At 70.7% G+C, this 19,368-nt stretch carries 17 protein-coding genes; 11 read left to right on the top strand and 6 right to left on the bottom strand.

The genetic code is table 11. The features are described 5' to 3' along the window. Positions 1–11: 11 nt before the first annotated feature. Positions 12–761 carry a glycosyltransferase family 2 protein gene (locus tag EJ913_RS18875; protein ID WP_127000678.1) on the bottom strand — a complete coding sequence of 250 codons (750 nt, stop codon included), beginning with the start codon at positions 759–761 and terminating at the stop codon, positions 12–14. A 43-nt stretch (positions 762–804) separates the two neighbouring features. On the opposite strand from EJ913_RS18875, the gene EJ913_RS18880 reads away from it, so the two are divergent. Beyond that, on the top strand, positions 805–2,580 hold the full coding sequence (locus EJ913_RS18880; RefSeq protein ID WP_127000680.1) for a tetratricopeptide repeat protein: 1,776 nt from the start codon (positions 805–807) through the stop codon (positions 2,578–2,580). A 20-nt stretch (positions 2,581–2,600) separates the two neighbouring features. Here EJ913_RS18880 and EJ913_RS18885 read toward each other — a convergent pair whose 3' ends face one another. Both EJ913_RS18885 and EJ913_RS18890 read right to left on the bottom strand, forming a co-directional pair. Next, entirely contained in the window at positions 2,601–2,837 is a 237-nt protein-coding gene (locus EJ913_RS18885) for a hypothetical protein (RefSeq protein ID WP_127000682.1), read from the bottom strand. Between the two features lie 128 nt (positions 2,838–2,965). Then, positions 2,966–5,140, bottom strand: a complete 2,175-nt coding sequence (locus EJ913_RS18890) for an O-linked N-acetylglucosamine transferase, SPINDLY family protein (RefSeq protein WP_127000684.1) — start codon at positions 5,138–5,140, stop codon at positions 2,966–2,968. A 148-nt stretch (positions 5,141–5,288) separates the two neighbouring features. Between EJ913_RS18890 and lptF the strand changes: the two genes are divergently transcribed. From lptF to EJ913_RS18920, 6 genes are all read left to right on the top strand, one after another. Further along, the gene (lptF, locus tag EJ913_RS18895) at positions 5,289–6,443 is read left to right on the top strand and encodes an LPS export ABC transporter permease LptF (RefSeq protein WP_127000686.1); all 1,155 of its coding nucleotides are present in this window, start codon (positions 5,289–5,291) and stop codon (positions 6,441–6,443) included. Beyond that, the gene (locus EJ913_RS18900) at positions 6,440–7,450 is read left to right on the top strand and encodes a glycosyltransferase family 9 protein (RefSeq protein WP_127000688.1); all 1,011 of its coding nucleotides are present in this window, start codon (positions 6,440–6,442) and stop codon (positions 7,448–7,450) included. Before lptF ends, EJ913_RS18900 begins: the two co-directional genes overlap by 4 nt. Before the next feature lie 90 nt (positions 7,451–7,540). After that, the gene (locus EJ913_RS18905; protein ID WP_127000690.1) at positions 7,541–8,089 is read left to right on the top strand and encodes a flagellar biosynthesis regulator FlaF; all 549 of its coding nucleotides are present in this window, start codon (positions 7,541–7,543) and stop codon (positions 8,087–8,089) included. A gap of 189 nt (positions 8,090–8,278) precedes the next feature. After that, positions 8,279–10,786, top strand: a complete 2,508-nt coding sequence (locus EJ913_RS18910) for a cation:proton antiporter (RefSeq protein ID WP_127000692.1) — start codon at positions 8,279–8,281, stop codon at positions 10,784–10,786. A gap of 32 nt (positions 10,787–10,818) precedes the next feature. Beyond that, positions 10,819–11,703 carry a DMT family transporter gene (locus tag EJ913_RS18915; protein WP_127000694.1) on the top strand — a complete coding sequence of 295 codons (885 nt, stop codon included), beginning with the start codon at positions 10,819–10,821 and terminating at the stop codon, positions 11,701–11,703. Between the two features lie 136 nt (positions 11,704–11,839). Then, positions 11,840–12,235 carry a hypothetical protein gene (locus EJ913_RS18920; RefSeq protein WP_127000696.1) on the top strand — a complete coding sequence of 132 codons (396 nt, stop codon included), beginning with the start codon at positions 11,840–11,842 and terminating at the stop codon, positions 12,233–12,235. 92 nt (positions 12,236–12,327) lie between these two features. On the opposite strand, the gene EJ913_RS18925 is transcribed toward EJ913_RS18920, so the two are convergent. Continuing rightward, entirely contained in the window at positions 12,328–13,299 is a 972-nt protein-coding gene (locus EJ913_RS18925) for a LysR family transcriptional regulator (protein ID WP_127000698.1), read from the bottom strand. Positions 13,300–13,442: 143 nt separating this feature from the next. On the opposite strand from EJ913_RS18925, the gene wrbA reads away from it, so the two are divergent. The 3 genes from wrbA to EJ913_RS18940 all read left to right on the top strand — a co-directional run bounded on the left by wrbA (position 13,443) and on the right by EJ913_RS18940 (position 15,480). After that, positions 13,443–14,045 carry an NAD(P)H:quinone oxidoreductase gene (wrbA, locus tag EJ913_RS18930; RefSeq protein WP_127000700.1) on the top strand — a complete coding sequence of 201 codons (603 nt, stop codon included), beginning with the start codon at positions 13,443–13,445 and terminating at the stop codon, positions 14,043–14,045. 71 nt (positions 14,046–14,116) lie between these two features. Continuing rightward, positions 14,117–15,076, top strand: a complete 960-nt coding sequence (locus tag EJ913_RS18935) for a glutathione S-transferase family protein (protein ID WP_127000702.1) — start codon at positions 14,117–14,119, stop codon at positions 15,074–15,076. Positions 15,077–15,135: 59 nt separating this feature from the next. After that, positions 15,136–15,480, top strand: a complete 345-nt coding sequence (locus tag EJ913_RS18940) for a hypothetical protein (protein ID WP_127000704.1) — start codon at positions 15,136–15,138, stop codon at positions 15,478–15,480. Between the two features lie 29 nt (positions 15,481–15,509). Here the strand turns inward: EJ913_RS18940 and EJ913_RS18945 are convergent, their stop codons facing one another. Next, entirely contained in the window at positions 15,510–15,887 is a 378-nt protein-coding gene (locus EJ913_RS18945) for a hypothetical protein (RefSeq protein WP_127000706.1), read from the bottom strand. Between the two features lie 183 nt (positions 15,888–16,070). Between EJ913_RS18945 and EJ913_RS18950 the strand changes: the two genes are divergently transcribed. Further along, positions 16,071–18,056: a PP2C family protein-serine/threonine phosphatase gene (locus EJ913_RS18950; RefSeq protein WP_127000708.1), complete on the top strand. Its 1,986-nt coding sequence runs from the start codon at positions 16,071–16,073 to the stop codon at positions 18,054–18,056. A gap of 150 nt (positions 18,057–18,206) precedes the next feature. On the opposite strand, the gene EJ913_RS18955 is transcribed toward EJ913_RS18950, so the two are convergent. Beyond that, positions 18,207–19,343 (bottom strand): DNA topoisomerase IB, encoded by a 1,137-nt coding sequence (locus EJ913_RS18955; protein WP_127000710.1) that lies wholly within the window; start codon positions 19,341–19,343, stop codon positions 18,207–18,209. Positions 19,344–19,368 lie beyond the last annotated feature (25 nt).

Consider the following 19,368-nt stretch of genomic DNA (forward strand, 5'->3'; position numbering starts at 1 on the left):
CCGACGGGAATTCAACCGCCGGTATAGGCCGCGACCTCCGGTCCGAACAGGCGCTCCAGCAGAACCGGCGGCAGCTCGTATTGCGGCAGGCACAGGCTGGTGCTGCGGGCGTGCAGCGTGTGCAGGCACAGCCCCTCGTCGTCCGGGAAGGCGCCGACGCGGAAGCGTTCGCGCGCGGCCTTGACGAAGGGCGCGTCCTCGCAGGCGTTGACCGGGGGGAAGCGAACCGCTTCCCACACCGCGCGGCGGTAGGCGTAGGAAAAGCCGTAGCCGTCGAGGTTGTCAGCGGAGGGCGGTGAGTCGGGCGCCTCGACGTAGGCACAGGCGCTGCGGCCCCAACGGTGGTGCGAGCCGCCGCGCGCGGTGTCCCAATAGCCCAAACGCCCATGCACCGCGCTGTGCAGGAACCAGCCTGACAGCTTGACCAGATCGAAGCCCCGTTCCAACCACGCGACCATGCGCGCGACATAGGCGGGAGCGTAGAAATCGTCGTCGTCCATGTGAACGATGATCGCGCCGGTCGCGTGTTCCGCCAGGATGTTGCGCTTTTCGCCGATGGCGTAGCGGCTGGGTGCGTAGAGATACTTCAGCTTCGCTCCGGCAAGCGGCTGAAGATAGGCCGATGGGCGCGGGCTGTCGTCGAAGACTAACCACTCGATCTCGGTGTAGGTCTGCGCCTGGATGCGGGCGTGCAGGCGGGGCAGGAAATCCTCGCGCTGCCAGCTGGGCGTGACGATGCTCACCAGGGGTTCGGACGGCATGGGGTTTCTTGCTCGCGTCGGGGCCTGCGTGTAGACAGGCGGCATGGTCTCACTTCGGGATGCCTTGGCCGCCGCGGTCGGTCACCATCGGGCCGGCCGCCTCGACCGGGCGGAGGCGCTGTATCATAGCATCCTGCGGGCCGTCCCGGACCAGCCCGACGCGCTGCATCTTCTGGGCGTGCTGGACGGGCAGGACGGGCGGCAGGGCTTGGCCCTGCGCCGTCTGCGGCTGGCCGTGGCGGCACGGCCCGACGACGCGGATACCCTCAACGATCTGGCGCTGACCCTGCGTGCCGCCGGGCAGGCGGGCAGGGCTGCGGGGGCCCTCGGCCGGGCCTTGCGGCTGGAACCGGCACTGCCCCAGGCCGCCTACAACCTCGGCAACCTGCTGCGGGACGGCGGCGATCCGGAAGGGGCGGTCGGGTGGTACCGGCAGGCTCTGGCCCACCGCGCTGATTACCCGGAGGCCTGGAACAATCTGGGCATGGTCTTGAGCGCCTTGGGACGCACCCGCGAGGCCGCCGACGCCTTCGCCGAGGCCTTGGCCCGCCGGCCGGAGGACGCCGACCTGCGGATCAACCGGGCCAACGCGCTCGATGCGGTGGGCGGCACGGCCGCCGCCGCGCGGCTGCGGCGGCAGGCCCTGACCTTGGCTCCGGCAGGGGCGGATGTTCTGCACAACCTCGCCGTCCGGCTGCTGGGCGAGGCCGGGATGGACCGGCCGGTGGTGGCCGGGCGCCCGCTCGACCACCGCAAGCTGGCGCGCGGGCTGGGTTGGCTGCGGCGGGCGCTGATCGTGCGGCGCGACCACGCCGCCGCCGGGGACGCGTTGATCGGCGCGGCGCTGAAGCTGTTGCAGGCAGGGCTGGCCGATGATGCGCTGGTCGAGGCGGCGGCGCGGGCCGCCCCGCAGGCCCTGGCGCGCGATTCCCAAGACACGCGCGCGGCGGCGATGATCGCCTACCGGTTCTACCGGCGGGGCCGCGCCGACAGGGGGGCGCGCTGGATGCGGCGGGTCGCCCGCCGCTTTACCGCCGGGGAGGCCGCTGCCGATTTCGAGCTGCGAACCTGGTCGCTGATCCGACCCGACCGCGATTTCCTCGACCGCCTGCCGGGCATCGACGCGCTGCTGGACGGCTTCCCCCCGCTGGAGAGCGTGTTCGATCCGCCACCGGGTGAAGGCCCGCTCATCGCGGTGTCCTGCGACGACGTGTATTTCCGGCGCTTCGTCGGTGATCTTCTGGACTCCATCGAGACGGCGGGGGGCGGGGAGGCGGTCCATGTCCACGTCGTCAACCCGTCCGCCGAAACCGAGGCGGATCTGGCCGTTTGGCGGGCGCGCCTGCCGCTGGGCTTCAGCCGCGAGCGGGTGACCGTCGAGCGCTGGGACGCCCACCGCCGCGCCACCTATTACGCCTGCATCCGCTTCATCCGCTGGCACCAACTGCTCGACCGGCATCGCCGCCCGCTGGTGCATGTGGACGCCGACTGCACGCTGCTGGCCGATCTCGGTGGTTTTGCCGAGGGGATGCGCGGCGCCGACGCCGGGCTGCTGCGCGACGGGCGCGGGCGCGGGCCGACTCGGGAGATCACCGTCTGCTTCGCGTGGTTCCAGCCGACGCCGGACGGGCGCCGCTTTCTCGCCCTGACCGCTGCGGCCATCGCCGACGCGCTGCGCCGGGGCGATGGCTGGTGGATGCTGGATCAGGCCGCGCCCTTCTGCGTGCTCGACGCCCTGGCCGCGCAGGGCGAGGCGCCGGTCCTGCGCTGGTTCGACTGGATGGATTTCCCCTGGATCCGCTTCATCGGCGACAAATAGGTGGCGGCGACCGACAGGCGTCAGTACCGGCCACGGTCGCGGAAGCAGGAATGGCCCGACGGACAGGCGCGGCAGCTCTGACAGCACAGCTCGTCCAGATCGACGGTGATGCCATGGGCGCTCAGCACCGTCTGCGCGTAGACGGTGTACAGCTTGCCGAGCGCCGCATCGCCGTTCGGTGCGGTGCCGCTCGGCGCGACGACGACGGCCCGTTCCACCTCGTCGATGGCCCGGCGGATCGCGGACGGATCGAACATCGGCCCCTCCGAAACGCAGTGCGGCAATAAGCCGCGCTGAACGCGTACGATCATGACCGCGATTTGGAACGATTACAACGTGGCCTTTGTCATAATGATTTTGTGTGTATTTTCCCTATGCCGTCCGCTCAGGTCGATCGGGCGGCTCGGTCCCGCTCGGTCCGCAGGGAGTGGGCCAGATGCTCAGCCAGCCTGGGCCCGTCGCACAGCGGCCCGCCGGCCATCCGGGCGCGCAGGCCCGCGCGCAGCGTCGCCAGCCGGGCGGGGTCGCCGGCCCAGCCGGCCGCCAGCTCCACATACTCCCGCGCGTCGTGGGCGACGCAGCCCTCGACCCCCGCGACGGTCAGGAAGGCCAGCGAGTGGCGGCTGGAGAAGGTCTCCCCCGGCAGCGTGACGACCGGAACGCCCATCCACAGGGTCTCCAGCGTCGTGGTGCTGCCCGCGAAGGGGAAGGGGTCGAGTGCCACGTCGACCGACGCGCACCACGCCATGTGCTCCAGACTGGAGGTGGCGCCGACCATCGTCACCCGCTCCGGGGCAATCCCGGCCCCGGTGAGCTTGCTTCGCCACAAGGCGGCGGTGATTGGGCAGGACAGCGCCTTGGTCTTCATCAGCAGGCGCGATCCCGGCACGCGGGTCAGGATGTCGGCCCAGGCGTCGAGCACCGGCCCGTTCAGCTTGGTCAGGATGTTGAAGGACCCGAAGGTGACCGGCGCGCCCGACAGGCAGGGCGGCGGCACCGGATCTGGCGCGCCGTCGGGCGGGTCGTAGGCAATGAAGGCGTCAGGCATCCGCAGCACGCGCTCGCTGTAGAGCGCCTCCGCCCCCTCGGGAACGTGGTGGCGGTCGGCGATCAGCAGATCCACCGCCGCCATCCCGGTGGTCGCCATGTAGCCCGACCACGCCGCCTGAATCGGCGCCGGCTTGCGGGCGAAGACCCCCGGCCGGCCGCGCGCGTTGTGCCCGGCGAGGTCGATCAACACGTCCGGGCGGTCGGCGCGGATGCGCTCGGCCAGTTCCGCGTCGGACAGCGTGGCGACGGGAACCCAGCGCTCCGCCGCCGCGCGGAAGCGGGCGGTGAGATCGTCGTCCTCGGTCTGGTTGGCGTAGAGGAACAGGCGGACGCCCTGGGCGGGCAGGGCCTCCACCGTGCGCACGGCGAACTGCCCGGCGGGGTGGCGGCGGAAGTCGCCGGACAGGATGCCGACGGTCAGCGGCCGGTCGGCCGGTCCGCTCACAGGTCTGTGCTTTTTCCACCCGGCCCGCAGCGGCGCGCCGTGGACGGCGTCCCAGGCGCGGTGGGCCTCCAGCGCGCCGGCCAGCGTCGCCCCCGGCCGGAACAACTGGAGATAGGCAAGGTTGGAGCGGGCCTCCGACAGATCGGGTCGCAGGACCAGCGCCCGCCGGATGCCTATGTCCGCCGCGTCGAGTTCCCCCTGGGTCTGCCGGACCAGCGCCAGATTGGCGTGAGCCTCCGCCAGATCGGGCGACCGAACCAGGGCGGCGGCGTAGGTGTCGCCCGCCTCGGCCAGCCGGTTCGCCCGCTGCCGCACCTCGCCCAATTGCAGAAAGGCCTCGGCCAGCTCTGGCTGGGCGGTCGCCGCGCGCCGTGCCACGTCGTCGGCTTGGGCGCCATGCCCCAGCGCCAGCAGCACCGCCGCCCGATTGGCGAGGGCCGTCGCGTGATCGGGCCGCAGGGCCAACGCGCGGGCCAGCGCCGGCCCCGCCTCCGCCAAGTGCCCCAGCGCCAGCAGCAGGGCGCCCCGGTTGGCGTGCGCCTCGACGAACTCCCGGTCGGCGGCGACGGCGGCGCCATAGGCGGCGATGGCCTCGTCGCGCCGGCCGAGCGCGGCCAGCGCATTGCCCAAATTGAACGACGCCCGCGCGTAGCCGGGCCGCTTGGCCGCCGCCTGCCGGTAGGCGGCGACGGCCTCGTCGCGCCGGCCGAGTCCGTCCAGCGCGTTGCCCAGGTTGTAGAGCGCCTGCGCGAAGTCGGGGCGCAGCCGGATCGCCTGCCGGTGCGCCGCCGCCGCGTCCTCCAGCCGGCCTTGCGCCTTCAAGGCGCTGCCCAGGTTGTCGTGGTAGTCGGCGGTGCGCCGGTCGGCGGCGATGGCGGCGCGGATCAGCGCCTCGGCCTCCACCGGGTGCCCGGCCTGGAGATGGGCCACGCCCAGGAGATGCAATGCGTCGGCGTGGCCGGGAGCCGCATCGAGCACCGCGCGGTAGAGCGCCGCCGCCTCGCCCAGCCGGCCGGCCTGATGATGGGCCAACGCCGTGGCCAGCGTGTCCTGGATCGTCGCCATGCCCTTTGTCTAGCCGGGCCGGCGGGGCGCGCGCCAGAGATTTCCTGTGGTGGATTTCCGGCGGCGCACGCCCGCCCCGGTTTCAGCACTTGACCCGGGGCCTCGGGACGGTCAGCTTGCCGCGCGTGCTTCCCCCCGGCCAATGCTCATGAACCGACTGCAACGGTACCTGTTCCGCAATCTCCTGATCGCCACGCTCTATTCGACGGCCGGCCTGACCCTGACCATCTGGCTCAGCCAGTCGCTGCGGCTGATCGAGATCGTGGTCAGCGCGGGGGCGCCGATGACGATGTTCCTGTGGCTGCTGCTGCTGACGGTGCCGACCTTCCTCGGCATCGTGCTGCCGCTGGCGCTGGTAGCCGCCATCCTGTTCACCTACAACAAGATGGCGGCCGACAGCGAGCTGGTGGTGATGCGCGCCGCCGGGGTCGGGCCGTTCGCCCTGGCGCAGCCGGCCCTGGTCGTCGCCTTCGGGGTGGTTACGGTCGTCTACGCCCTGAACGTCTGGATCACGCCGTCCGCCCACCGCGAACTGGTGCGCATGGAATACGCGGTGCGCAGCGACTATTCGCAGCTGTTCCTGCGCGAGGGCGTCTTCAACGAGGTCGGCGACCGCTTCAGCGTCTTTCTGCGCGAGCGCGACGGCGACGGCAATCTGCACAAGGTGCTGATCCATGACGACCGCGTGCCGGACAAGCCGGTCACCGTGATGGGCGACCGCGCCGTCATGCTGACCGGGCCCGAAGGGGCGCGCTTCGTCGTCTACGATGGCAACCGGCAGGAGTTGGACCGCAAGACCGGCCGGCTGTCGCAGCTCTACTTCGAACGTTACGCCGTCGATCTGAAGGTGCTGACCCCGGCAGCGGCGGAACGCTGGCCCGACGCGCGCGAGCGCTCCACGGCGGAGCTGATGGACCCGGCCGCCATCGTCGCCCAGGACGACCGCATGCGCCGGGGCCTGATCGCCGAGCTGCACCACCGCTTCTCCTCGCCGCTGCTGGCCCTGGCCTACGCCGCGATGGCGCTGGCGGCGCTGCTCTCGGGCGAGTTCAACCGGCGCGGCCAGTCCACCCGCGTCACCATCGCGGTGCTGCTGGTGATGGGCATGCAGTCGGCGGCGCTGGGGCTGACCAGCCTGGCCGGCAAGATGACGGTCTTCGTGCCGCTGATGTACCTGCTGCCGCTGGTCGCCGTCCTGCCGGCCCTGTGGGTGATGTCGCGCGGCCTGCGGCTGAAGCCGGGCCGCGACATCGGCCCGCGCAGCGGAGCCGGAAACGGAATCGCGGCCGGTTCCAGCCCGTGACCCGCATCCTCTTCATCACCTCCAACCGGTTGGGCGACGCGGTGCTGTCCACCGGCCTGCTGGGGCACCTGACCGAACGCTTTCCCGACGCCCGTCTGACCGTCGCCTGCGGGCCGCTGCCGGCCCCGCTGTTCCGCGCCGTGCCGGGGCTGGAGCGGCTGATCCCGATGGCCAAGCGCTCCTTCGCCCGGCATTGGCTGCGGCTGTGGCTGGACTGCGTCGGGACGCGCTGGGATCTGGTGGTCGACCTGCGCAACTCGGCGGTCGGCCGGCTGGTTCCGGCCGGGCGGCGCGTCTTCCACGCCAAGGCGGCGCGGCCCGTGCACAAGGTGGAGGAGATCGCCGCCGTGCTGGGCCTGTCCCCGCCGCCGGCCCCGCGCCTGTGGATCGACGACCGCGCCCGCGCCGAAGCGGATGCCCTGCTGCCGTCGGATCGGGCGCCCTTCCTCGCCATCGGCCCGACCGCCAACTGGCTGGGCAAGGAATGGCCGGCGGAGCGCTTCGCCCGCCTCGCCCTGTACCTGACCGCCGCCGGCGGCCCGTTGCCCGGCGCCCGCGTCGCCGTGCTGGCCGCCGGGCCGGAGCGGGTGCGGGCGTTGCCGGTGCTCGACGCGCTGGGCGACCGCGCCATCGACCTGACCGGCCGCACCGACCCGATGGCCGCCGCCGCCTGCCTGACGCGGGCAGCCCTCTATGTCGGCAACGACAGCGGGCTGATGCACATCGCGGCGGCGGCGGGCACGCCGACCCTGGGGTTGTTCGGGCCGGGCTTCCCGGAAACCTACGGTCCCTGGGGGGCTCGCGCCCGCGTCGTGACCGGAACGACTCCGCGCGACGCGCTGTTGGAACGGGTCAGGGTCGACCCGGATGCGCGCGGGCTGATGGACGGGATCGCGGAGGATGCGGTGGCCGAAGCCGCCGCCGAACTCCTGGGGGAAACCCGTAAAAACTGTGATCAAATCGCGGCAAAGCCCTGGGAAACGGCTGAAATCCCGCCGTCGCGTTGACAAAGGACCGGGGATGCCCGACACTTAACCAGTGAAGGAACGGGGGCAGTCCGTCCGCGTTCGACTGGTTCGCCCTCAGAAGGGTTTGGAATGAAGCCGACACCCACCTACGCCAACAAACCGACCTCCGACAATCCGCGCGATGTCGAGGCCTGGGCCTTGGCCGAGGCCGCGCGTCGCCTGATTGCCGCCGGACACGCCAAGGACACCGAGGCGCTGCAGGCCGCGCTGCAGCTGAACCAGCGGCTCTGGACGATCTTCCAGGCGGCGATCACCGAAGAGGATTGCGGGCACCCGCCGGAAGTCCGCAGCAACATCGCAGCGCTGTCGCTGCTGGTGGACCGCGAGACCACCGCGCGCCTGATCGATCTGGATTTCAACAACATCGACACCCTGGTCAGCATCAACCGCGCCGTTGCCAGCGGCTTGACCGCGCAGGGCGAGTTCATCGCCCAGCAGGCCGCGATGGGGCAGGCCTCGGCCGCCCTGGCCCCGGCGCCCACCGCCCAGCCGGCCCCGCCGTCGGGTCTGGGTCTGCGCCCGGCCGCCCCGATGCCGCAGCGCCCTCCGGTCGGTCCATCGGTGGCGCCCTCCGACGCGCAGCCGGTGAAGCGGGAGTCGCTGCGCATCTCGATCTGAGCGCGCCCTCGTTCCCGATACGCCTTCCGGAAAAGCCGGCGTTCCCCCAGTCAGACAACGGGGGACGCCGGCTTTTTCATGCGGCCGGACTCTCCCAAATTTGCCGCACGCCGGTATGCTCCCCGGCCTTGCTCCCGCCACAACTGGACGATACCGTGCAGCCCAAGCCTAGGGACGGCACGCGGGACCATGCACGACATCGTCATTCAAGTACTTGGAGTCGCCGGGCTTCTCGCCCTGGTCAGTTTCCTTCCGCCGCTGGCGGCCCGTTTCCAGTTGCCCTTCACGGTGCTGCTGGCCGCCGTCGGCGTGGCACTGGGCGCCGTGATCCAGGCCTTCGCCGGCGCGGCCGGCACCGGGCCGTTCCACGATTTCCTGAACTCGTTGGCCGATCTCGACGTGTCGTCCGAGATCCTGCTGCACATCTTCCTGCCCATCCTGCTGTTCGAGACGGCGTTGGCGGTCGACGTGCGGCGGCTGTTCGACGACATCGGGCCGATCTTGCTGATGGCTGTGGTCGCGGTGTTCGTCTGCACCTTCGCGGTCGGCTACGCGGTCAGCCTGTTCACCACGCTCAGCCTCGTGTCCTGCCTGCTGCTGGGGGCCATCGCCGCCTCCACCGACCCGGCGGCGGTCATCGGCGTGTTCCGCGACCTCGGCGCGCCCAAGCGCCTGACCACGCTGGTCGAGGGCGAAAGCCTGCTGAACGACGCCGCCGCCATCGCGCTGTTCACGCTGCTGCTGGGCATGCTGACCCGCAAGTCCGACGGCGGCGCCCTGGAGGCCTCGCTGGAGTTTCTGCGCGACTTCGTCGGCGGGGTCGTCACCGGCTATCTCTGCGGCCGCGCCGTCTGCACGCTGGTGGAGCCGATGCGCGACCAGCCGATGGCCGAGATCACGCTGACGGTGGCGCTCGCCTACCTCTCCTACGTGCTGGCCGAGCATTACGTCGGCGCGTCGGGCGTGGTCGCGGTGGTGACCTCCGCGCTGGTGATCGCGTCGGTCGGCCGCACCCGCATCTCGCCGGCCACCTGGGGCGCGTTGGAGCATGTCTGGCAGCAGCTCGGGTTCTGGGCGAACTCGCTGATCTTCCTGCTGACCGCCATCCTGGTGCCGCGCCTGCTGGGCAAGGCCGGCTGGGAGGAGGTCGGGCTGGTGCTGGTCGTCACCGTCGCCGCCTTCGCCGCCCGCGCGCTGGTGCTGTTCGGCCTGCTGCCGCTGCTCTCCTGGGTCGGTCTGGCCCAGCGCGTCAGCCATTCCTACAAGGCGGTGATGCTGTGGGGGGGCCTGCGCGGCGCCGTCTCGCTGACGCTGGCGCTCGCGGTGACCGAGAACGTCCGGGTGCCGGAGCGGGTCCAGGGCTTCGTCGCGGTGCTGGTCACCGGCTTCGTCTTCGTCACGCTGTTCGTCAACGGGGCGACGCTGCGCTCGCTGATCCACGTGTTGGGGCTGAACAAGCTGACGCCGGTGGAGCGCGCCATGCGCAATCGGGCGCTCGCCCTGTCGATGGACAGCATCCGCGACCGCGTCGCCGTCGTCGCCCGCACCTACGAGGTCGACGCCGCCGTCACCGACGTGATGGTCGCCCGCTACGAGGAGCGTCTCCAGGCGATGGACCGCGAGCGGCAGGAGGAGGCGCCGTTGAGCGACGAGGACCGCGTCACCATCGGCCTCGCGATCCTGGTCAGCCGCGAGGAGGAGCTGTACTACGCCCACTTCTCCGAAGGTGTGGTGTCGCGCGGGGTCATGGAGATGCTGGCCGGGCGCACCAACCGGCTGCTCGACGCGGTGAAGGCGCAGGGCCGCGACGGCTACCGCGCCTTCGAGGAGCCCTTCATCGCCTTCTCGCCCTGGATGCGGGTGGCGAGCTTCCTGCAACGCCGCTTCGGCATCCACCACCCGCTGGCGCGTCGCCTGTCGATGCGCTTCGAGGTGCTGGTCGCCGTCCGCACCGTGCTGCGCGAGCTGCTGGCCTTCACCCGCGACAAGCTGGCCCGCATGCTGGGCGAGGATGTGGCGTTCGAGCTGGAGGGCATGCTGGTCGGGCGGCTGGGCATCGTCGAGCAGGCGCTGTCGGCCCTCAAGCTGCAATACCCCGACTACGCGGTGGTGCTTCAGAGCCGCTACGTCGGCCGCGCCGCCATCCGGCTGGAGCTGGCCGATTACCGCACGCTGCAGGCGGAATCGATTATCAGCCAGGAGGTCCTGACCGACCTGGAGCGCGAGCTGGAGGAGCGCCGCAAGGTGCTGGAGCGGCTGCCCCGGCTCGACGTGCGCTTCGACGTGGCGGAGCTGGTGCGCCGGGTGCCGCTGTTCGCCGGGCTGCCGGCGGAGCGGGTAGCGGTGATCGCCACGTTGCTGCGCGCCCGTCTGGCCCTGCCGGGCGAGACCGTGGTGCGCAAGGGCGAGCGCGGCGACGCCATGTACTTCATCGCGTCCGGCGCCGTGGAGGTGCTGGTCCCCAACCTCGCCGAACCGGTCAAGCTCGGCACCGGCGACTTCTTCGGCGAGATGGCGCTGCTGACCCGCCAGCGGCGCAATGCAGACGTGCGGTCGCTGGGGTATTGCCAACTGCTGTCGCTGGATGAGAAGGATTTCCGCCGGCTGGTGCAGAAGGACGGGGATCTGCGGACCCACATCCAGGCGGTCGCCGAGGCGCGCCGTCAACCGGCCAAGCCCGTCGCGGCGGTGGGCTGACCGGCGGAAACGCCTTGCGGGAGACGCCTTTCATGCCCACCGAGGAAACGGCGCGCGGCCGGGATTGGCTGCGCGCGATGCCGATCGTCTTCGTGCTGCTGTGGAGCACCGGCTTCATCGGCGCCAAATACGGGCTTCCCTACGTCGAGCCGCTGACCTTCCTGCTGGTGCGGCTGGCGCTGGTCGCGGCGGTCCTGACGCTGGTCGCGGTGGCGACGAGGGCGCCCTGGCCGAAGAGCTGGGCGGCGGCCGGGCGCATCGCGCTCGCCGGGCTCCTGGTCCACGGCGTCTATCTCAGCGGCGTGTTCCTGGCCATCGCGCACGGGCTGCCGGCGGGGGTGACAGCCCTGGTCGTGGGCATCCAGCCGCTGCTGATCGCCGCGCTGTCCGGCCCGCTGCTGGGCGAGCGGGTCAACGGGCGGCAATGGGCTGGGCTGCTGCTCGGGCTGGCCGGGGTCGGGCTGGTGGTGCGCGAGAAGTTCGTCGTCGACGCCGAGCATCTGGTGGGGCTGGGCTACGCCCTGGCGGCGCTGGTCGGCATCACGCTGGGCACGCTCTACCAGAAGCGCCACGGGGCGGCGATGGACCTCCGCAGCGGCACGGCGATCCAGTACGCGGCGACGGCGCTGGTGCTGGCGGTGGCCGCCCCGCTGACCGAGACGATGCGTATCCAGTGGACGGGGGAGTTCGTTTTCGCCCTGTTGTGGCTGAGCTTCGTGCTGTCGGTCGGCGCCATCTTCCTGCTGTTCGCGCTGATCCGCCGGGGGGCCGCGGCCAAGGTGTCGAGCCTGTTCTACCTGACACCGCCGGTCACCACCCTGGTCGCCTGGGCGCTGTTCGACGAGCGGCTGGGCGCGGTGGCGTTGCTCGGCATGGGCGTCGCGGTGGCCGGCGTCGCCTTGGTGAACCGAAGCTGAATCGCGGCGGCGGGGCAATTCCCCGGGGCGCGCTCATTGCCAGACGGTGGCGCAGTCACTATGATTCAGGGTATCGCCAATCCGGGTGCCCCTGGGGGCTTCGCCTTCCTCGCCCGCGACGATCGGAATGACCGGTATGGACGCTTTCGACCTTTCTCTGGATGACCACCGCACGCTTCAGGCCATCGGCATCCTGGCCGACGTGCTGGACGGCGTCGACGGGCCGGGGGGGCTGGACACGGTCCTGGTGTCCAAGGCGTTGCGGCAGGTCATCGCCACCAAATCCCAGCCGGCCTTCGAGTTCGCGTCGCGCGCCTTCAACACGCTGGATCCGCAGGTCCGCCGTCAGGTCGCGGCCTCGGCCGACAACGCCGCACACGGCGCGGTCGATCTGCGCGCGCGGGTCGGCGGCTTCCTGGCGACCGCGCCGAAGAAGCCGGTTCCGCAGGGGCCGGTCGTGAACCAGCAGCCGAACTTCATCACCGCGCTGAACCTGCGCTCCCGCCGCCGGCCGACGCCGTCGTCTTCGTAGGCGCATGCCCCCTTCCCCGCTTTCGTGGGAGAGGGGACGGGAGCTTTGCGGGAATTCGGCGGATTTCCCTCTCCCGAGAGAGCGGGGGAGGGTTAGGGTGGGGGCAGGACGTGCCCCGCACCCACAACCTCGATCCCGTCCGGCTGCAACGTCTCCAGCAGCGCGCAGTCCCAATAGGGGCGCGGCCCGAAGCGTTCCACCAGGAAATCCACGAACACCCGCACCTTCGGCGACAGATGCCGGTTCTGCGGGTAGACCGCGTTGACGCTGGCTTCCGACGGCACATGCTCCGCCAGGAAGCTGAGCAGCCGGCCGGACGCCAGCGCGTCGCCGCACAGGAAGGTCGGCGACAGCACGATCCCGATCCCGGCGATGGCCGCCTCGCGCAGCAGGTCGCCGTTGTTGCCGCGCAGCGGTCCCGAGACCCGCACGTTGCGGGTCTCGCCGCCGACCTGGAACGGCCAGACGTCGGGCGTCGGCAGGTTGGTGTAGATCAGGCAGCGGTGGTTGGCGAGGTCCTCGGGCGTCCGCGGCGTGCCGTGCGCCAGCAGATAGGCCGGGCTGGCGCACAGCACCGTCCGCGCCGGGGCCAAGCGCCGGGCGATCAGCGAGCTGTCGCGCAGCCGCCCGATGCGGATCGCCAGATCGTAGCCCTCGTCCACCAGATCGACGTAGCGGTCGTTCAGGTCCATGTCGATCTCGATCGACGGGTAGCGCTCCAGGAACTCGGCGACGGCCGGCGCCAGATGCATCACCCCGAAGCTGACCGGCGCGTTCACCCGCAGCCGGCCGCGCGGCGCCGCGTGCAGGTCGGCGACCGCCTGCTCGGCCTCCTCCAGATCGGCAAGGATGCGCGTGCAGCGCTCGTAATAGGCTTGGCCGACCTCGGTCAGGCTCAGCTTGCGGGTGGTGCGGTTGAGCAGCCGGGCGCCCAGCCGGTTCTCCAACTCGCCGATGCGGCGGGAGACCACGGATTTGGACAGGTTCAGCCGGTCCGCGGCGGCGGTGAAGCTCTTGGTGTCCACCACCTTGATGAAAGCGAGCATGTCGTCGAGGCGATCCATGGCATTGTTGTACACCCGGAAACAATCCAATGCCAAGACGCAGGATTACCAGAAGCCGTTCCAGGCACTATCTCTTCGGTCATCGCGCCCGGCACGGCCGGTCGCGCCAACCGACACGCACCAACCAACAGGGAGTGGCGACGATGGCGAAGGTTCTGGTTCTCTATTACAGCAGCTGGGGTCACGTCTCGACGATGGCCAACGCGGTGGCCGAGGGCGCCCGTTCGGTCGCCGGCACCGAGGTGACCGTCAAGCGCGTTCCCGAGCTGGTGCCCGAGGCCGTTCGCCGGAGCGCCCATTACAAGGACGAGAGCGACGTGCCGGTCGCGACCGTCGACGAGCTGGCCCAGTACGACGCCATCATCATCGGCACGCCGACCCGCTACGGCAACATGACCGCGCAGATGAAGAACTTCCTCGACCAGACCGGCGGTCTGTGGGCCAAGGGGGCGCTGGTCGGCAAGGTCGGCAGCGTCTTCACCTCCACCGGTACCCAGCATGGCGGGCAGGAGAGCACGATCCTCAGCACCCACATCGTGCTGCTGCATCTGGGCTTCGTGATCGTCGGTCTGCCCTACTCCTTCCAGGGGCAGATGGGGGTCAGCGAGGTGATGGGCAACTCGCCCTACGGCGCCAGCACCATCGCCGGCGGCGACGGCTCGCGCCAGCCGAGCGCGGTCGAGCTGGAGGGCGCCCGCTACCAGGGCCGCCACGTCGCCGAGATCACGGCCAAGCTGCACGGCTGAACCGCCACAACGGCCCCCGGTCCGACCGGGGCGGGGGCCTCGACTGTCTGTTCCGGAAAGGGGAGGGGGCGATGGGCCTGCTGATCGACGGCCGTTGGCACGACCAATGGTACGACACCAAGAGCACCGGCGGCGCCTTCGTCCGCACCGAGGCGCAGTTCCGCGACCGGGTGTCGGCCGACGGCTCGACGCCCTTTCCGGCGGAGGCCGGGCGCTATCACCTGTTCGTGTCGCTGGCCTGCCCCTGGGCGCACCGGACGCTGGTCTTCCGCGCCATCAAGGGGTTGGAGAGCGTCATCGGCGTCAGCGTCGTCGATCCGCTGATGCTGGCGGAAGGCTGGACCTTCACCACCCCCGATCCCATCACCGGCGCCAGCCGCCTGTTCGAGGTCTACACCAAGGCCAAGCCCGACTACAGCGGCCGGGTGACCGTGCCCGTCCTGTGGGACAAGGCGACCAACCGCATCGTCAACAACGAGTCGGCGGAGATCATCCGCATGCTGAACGGCGCCTTCGACGCCTTCACCGACCGGCGCGCCGACTACTGCCCGCCGGAGCTGCTGGAGGAGATCGACCGCACCAACGCCTTCGTCTACGACCGGATCAACAACGGTGTCTACAAGGCCGGCTTCGCCACCGCCCAGGACAAGTACGAAGCCGCCTTCGACGCGCTGTTCGCCGCGCTCGACGAACTGGACGAGCGTCTGGCGACGCAACGCTGGCTGGTCGGCAACCGGCTGACCGAGGCCGACTGGCGCCTGTTCACCACGCTGGTGCGCTTCGACGCCGTCTATGTCGGGCATTTCAAGTGCAATCGGCGGCGGATCGCCGACTACCCGCATCTGTCCGGCTACCTGCGCGACCTGTACCAGACGCCCGCCGTCGCCGCGACGGTCGATTTCGGCCACATCAAGCGGCACTACTACGGCAGCCACCCGACCATCAACCCGACCGGCATCGTGCCCAAGGGGCCGGCGCTGGATCTCGATGCTCCCCACGGCCGCGACCGGCTCGGACCGTCGCCCGCGTGACGTTTTGCCCTCCGGATGGTTGTACCCGCAAAGGACAACCGTTCAAGGGAGTGTGTCGCATGCGTGGAATCGTTTTGGCCACCGCCACTGTGTTGGCCCTGACCTCGCCGGTGCTGGCCCAATCGCAGAACAACAACAGCGGGTGGGGTGGGGCGCTCGACCAGTTGAACAAGGCGGTCAACCCGAACAGCTACCCCCAGGACCAGGACGGCAACCGGACCGACCGCCGCTACGAAGGGTCGTCGGGGGACAGCCGCACCACCGCTTCCGCCGGGCCGTACCGCCGCTACTCCGACCGCGACCTGCGCGACCAGTACGACCGGCTGGTCGACGAGCAGCGCCAGATGCAGCGCGACCGCCGTTCGATGGAGGAAGAGTTGGAACGGCGCGGCCTGCGCCGCTGACCGGCAGGGAACAAAGATCGGGCGGAGGGTCAGGCCGGGCGGTGGCAGCGCGCCATGTCCCCGGCCGGCCCCATCGCCTCGCAGATGTAGCCGTTGGAGAACTTGAAGCGGAGCGGGCCGGTCTTGCGCACGCTGACGACCGGCTTGCCGCCACCGTCCTCGAAGGCCACCCAGGCGGTGGAATCGAAGCGGGTCTTCATGCCGTTGCTCAACGTGACCCGGCCCTGGTTGTCCTTGCGCACCACGATGCCGGTGTTGAACAGGAGATGCGGCCCGTCGTTCTGGGCGGCGAGGCCGTTGGTGCAGTTCACGCCCTCGGGCTGGACGGCCACGCACTCGTAGGGGCGCGGCTGTTGGGCGCTGAGGACCATCGCGTAGATGGCGATTTCCAGGACATTCATCGGCATGGCACGGCACCCGTCAAGGCAAGGGGTCGTTTCTATCTAGAGACGGCCCGGTTACCAAAAAGATAATAAGGCGCCCCGCTCTCATTCTTGCGCCGTGCGACGGGTGCGGCCCCCCATCCCTGGACAGGGCGGCGCGGCACCGGTAGAAGCGGAGGGGAACAGGCAAAAGACGGGCGCTTTCCCATGACGTTTCAACAGCGTTTGATCCTGCTGGTCAGCGGGCTTGTGGTTCTGGCGGTGCTCGCGGTCACCGCCGTGCTGGCCTGGACGACGCATGGCGCCCTGTCGTCGCGCACCGAGACCGACGCCCGCATGGCCGCCGGCCTGCTGGCCCGCGCCGCCGCCCAGGCGCGCGACATCCCGCAGGAGGTGGAGGCGCTGCTGGGCGAACGGCTGCTGTCCGAAGCGACCCTGACCGCGCATCTGGTGGCGCTCGCCGAGACGGCCAAGCTGGCGCCCAAGCCGATCAACGAGCGCCTCAAGCAGATCGCCGATCAGGGCGGGCCGGAGGAGATGTGGGTCACCGACAACCGGGGCCGCGCCTATCTCCACAATCTTGCCGGCCCCGACCCGCTGTTCGGCCAGGATTCCAAGACCGCCCCCCGCCACGCCGCCTACACCGGGCTGCTGAACCGGTCGCCGGCCTCGCTGGTGTCGGAGGCGGCGGTCGAGGGCGGCAAGCTGATGAAGTTCGCCGGCGTTGCCGGCGTGGACCGGCCGCGCATCGTCCAGGTCGGCGCGGATGTGCGGCGGTTGGCCGACATCGCCAAGAAGGCCGGGGCCGACGGGCTGATCGACGCGATGCTGGCGACCCGAGCGGTGGAAGCGGCGTGGCTGCTCGACCGCGAGGGCCGGGTGGTGGCGCGCGGAGCGGTGATCGGCGAGTCCGGGGGCGGCCCGCTGTCGGAGTTCGGGACCGAGGCCGCCAAGGCGGTCGCCACGGCCGGCGGCGACCTGCGGGTGGTGGCCGACGGCGACAACCTGCTGGGGCTTGCGCCGATCCGCGTCGCCGCTGGGGCGGCAAACGGGCAGGGCACCCCGGCTGTGGCGGTTGTCCGCCTGTCGGGCAACGAGCCGGCGGTTCTGCTGCACCGCCAGTTGAAGATCGCCGGGCTGCTGGGCGTCCTCGTGCTCGGCATCGGGGGCTACGCCGCGATCCGCTTCGCACGCAACCAGATGGACCCGGTCGAACGGTTGAGCGAAGCCGTCAAGGCGGTGGAGGCTGGGCGTTTCAATCCTTTCACCCTCAACGAGGCGACCGCGCGCGACGACGAGTTCGGCCGCCTGTCGCGTGTCTTCCGCAGCATGGCGATGGAGGCCACCGCCCGCGAGGAGACGCTGGACTCCCAGCTTCTTCTGCGCAATGTGGAGTTGGAGAGCAAGACCGAAAAGCTCGCTGTCGCCGAGCACATTTTGGAAGAGGAGCAACGGGTCGCTCGCGACGTGCAGGCCAACCTGCTGCCGCGCCAGCTTCCCGCCGGGCGCGACAGCCAGTTCTTCGGCGCGCTGGTCCCCGCCCACGCGGTCAGCGGCGACTTCTACGATGTGATCGAGCTGGACGAGACCACCACGCTGCTGGTCGCCGCTGGGGTGTCGGGCGGCGGCGTGCCGGCGGCCTTCCTGATGCTGATGGTGCGCGGCGCCATCCGCGAGTTGGCGCGTCCGGGGATCAGCCCCGCTACGATCCTGGCCGGCGCCAACGACCGGCTGTGCGACGAAAGCCCCTTCAACGGTTTCGCCACCGCCTTCGTCGCCGTCTACGACCGGACGAGCGGCAGCCTGCGCCACGCCGCCGCCGGGCATCGTGGCGCCTGCCGCGTCCAGTCCGACGGCACGGTGGAACCGCTGACCGAGACCGGCGGCCCGGCGCTGGGCGTCCGCAAGGGCGCGCCCTACGCCGAAGGCACGGCGACGCTCCAGCAGGACGATTCGTTGTTCCTGTGCACCGAGGGCGTGTTGCGTTCCGCCGACGCCCAGCGCGTGCCCTTCGGCGAGGAGCGCCTGATCGCCCTGCTGCAGCAGAGCCGGGGCATGTCGGCCCGTGACCGCGCCGAGCTGGTGCTGCGCTCGGTCCAGGCCCATGCCGGGCCGGAGGGCGTGGCCGGCGACCTCGTCTGCCTCGTGCTGCGGCGTCTGCTGCCGGTGGCCGAGACGGCGGAGGCGGTTTGACAGGATTGCGGACGCCTCTGTTGTTGGCCCCCTCCCTAGCCCTCCCCCGCGTTGCGGGAGAGGGGACTGCCGCCGCCCTTTGACAAGCATCCGATGCCCTCTCCCGCCAAAGGCGGGGGAGGGATAGGGAGGGGGCAAGCGGGGCGGAACTCAACCGCCCTTCGTCTTGCGCCGCCGCGCGCCCTCGCTTTCCCGAGCGGCGCTTTCCCGCGCCAGCCTTTCGCGCAGGAAGGCGAGCACGGCGACCTCCTCGGCGTCCAGGCCGGACAACTGGTCGCGCAGTTCCGCCTCCACCTCGGTCTTCAGCGCCGTCAGCAGGTTGCCCTCCAGATAGGCGCCCAGGATTTCCGGGTGGACGTAGCTCTTGCGGCAGACGGCCGGCGTGTTGCCCAGACGGGCGGCCACCTGCTCGATGGCGCGGGTGACGTTGCGCTTGGCGGCGGCGGCGCTGTCGAAGCTCTCGAACTCGGTCAGCGCCATCGCCGCCAGCACGGTGCCGGCCCAGGTGCGGAAGTCCTTGGCGGTGAAGTCCTCGCCGGTCGCCGCGCGCAGGTAGGCGTTCACGTCGCCCGAGGTCACCGCGTGGCGGCCGCCGTCCTTGTCGACGTATTGGAACAGCTCGTCCCCCGGCACGTCGCGGCAGGCGCGGACCACGCGGGCGAGCCGCCGGTCGCGCAAGGTTACGTTCCACGCCTTACCGGACTTCCCCTTGAACGAGAAGCGAAGTTCGGACCCGTCGATCTCCGTGTGGCCGTCGCGCAGGGTGGTCAGGCCGTAGCTCTGGTTCTCGCGCGCGTAGCTTTCGTTGCCGACGCGGATCAGGGTGGTTTCCAGCAGCCGCACCACGGCGGCCAGCACCTTCTCGCGCGGCAGGCCGCGTAAGCCCAGATCGCCGTTCACCTTTTCGCGCAGGCCGGGCAGGGCGCGGCAGAACTCCAGCATGCGGCCGAATTTCGTGCCTTCGCGCAGTTCGGTCCAGCGCGGGTGGTAGCGGTACTGCTTGCGCCCGCGCGCGTCGCGTCCGGTGGCCTGGAGATGGCCGTCCGGGTCGGCGCAGATCCAGACGTCCCGGTAGGCCGGGGGGATCGCCAGCCGCGCGATGCGGGTCAGCGTGTCCTCCTCGGTGACCGGCGCCTTGTCGGGCCAGCGGTAGGAAAAGCCCTTGCCGGCCCGGCGGCGGCGGATGCCGGGTTCGTCGTCCGACACGTGGATCAGCCCGGCGTAGGCGGCCTCCTCTTGCGGAGACGGTCCTTGCGGGGGAAGGGGGGAGGGGGTTGCGGTGTCCATCGCCAAGACAAACGCTTGGCGGGGC

The organism is Azospirillum doebereinerae (assembly GCF_003989665.1).
Classification (GTDB): domain Bacteria; phylum Pseudomonadota; class Alphaproteobacteria; order Azospirillales; family Azospirillaceae; genus Azospirillum; species Azospirillum doebereinerae.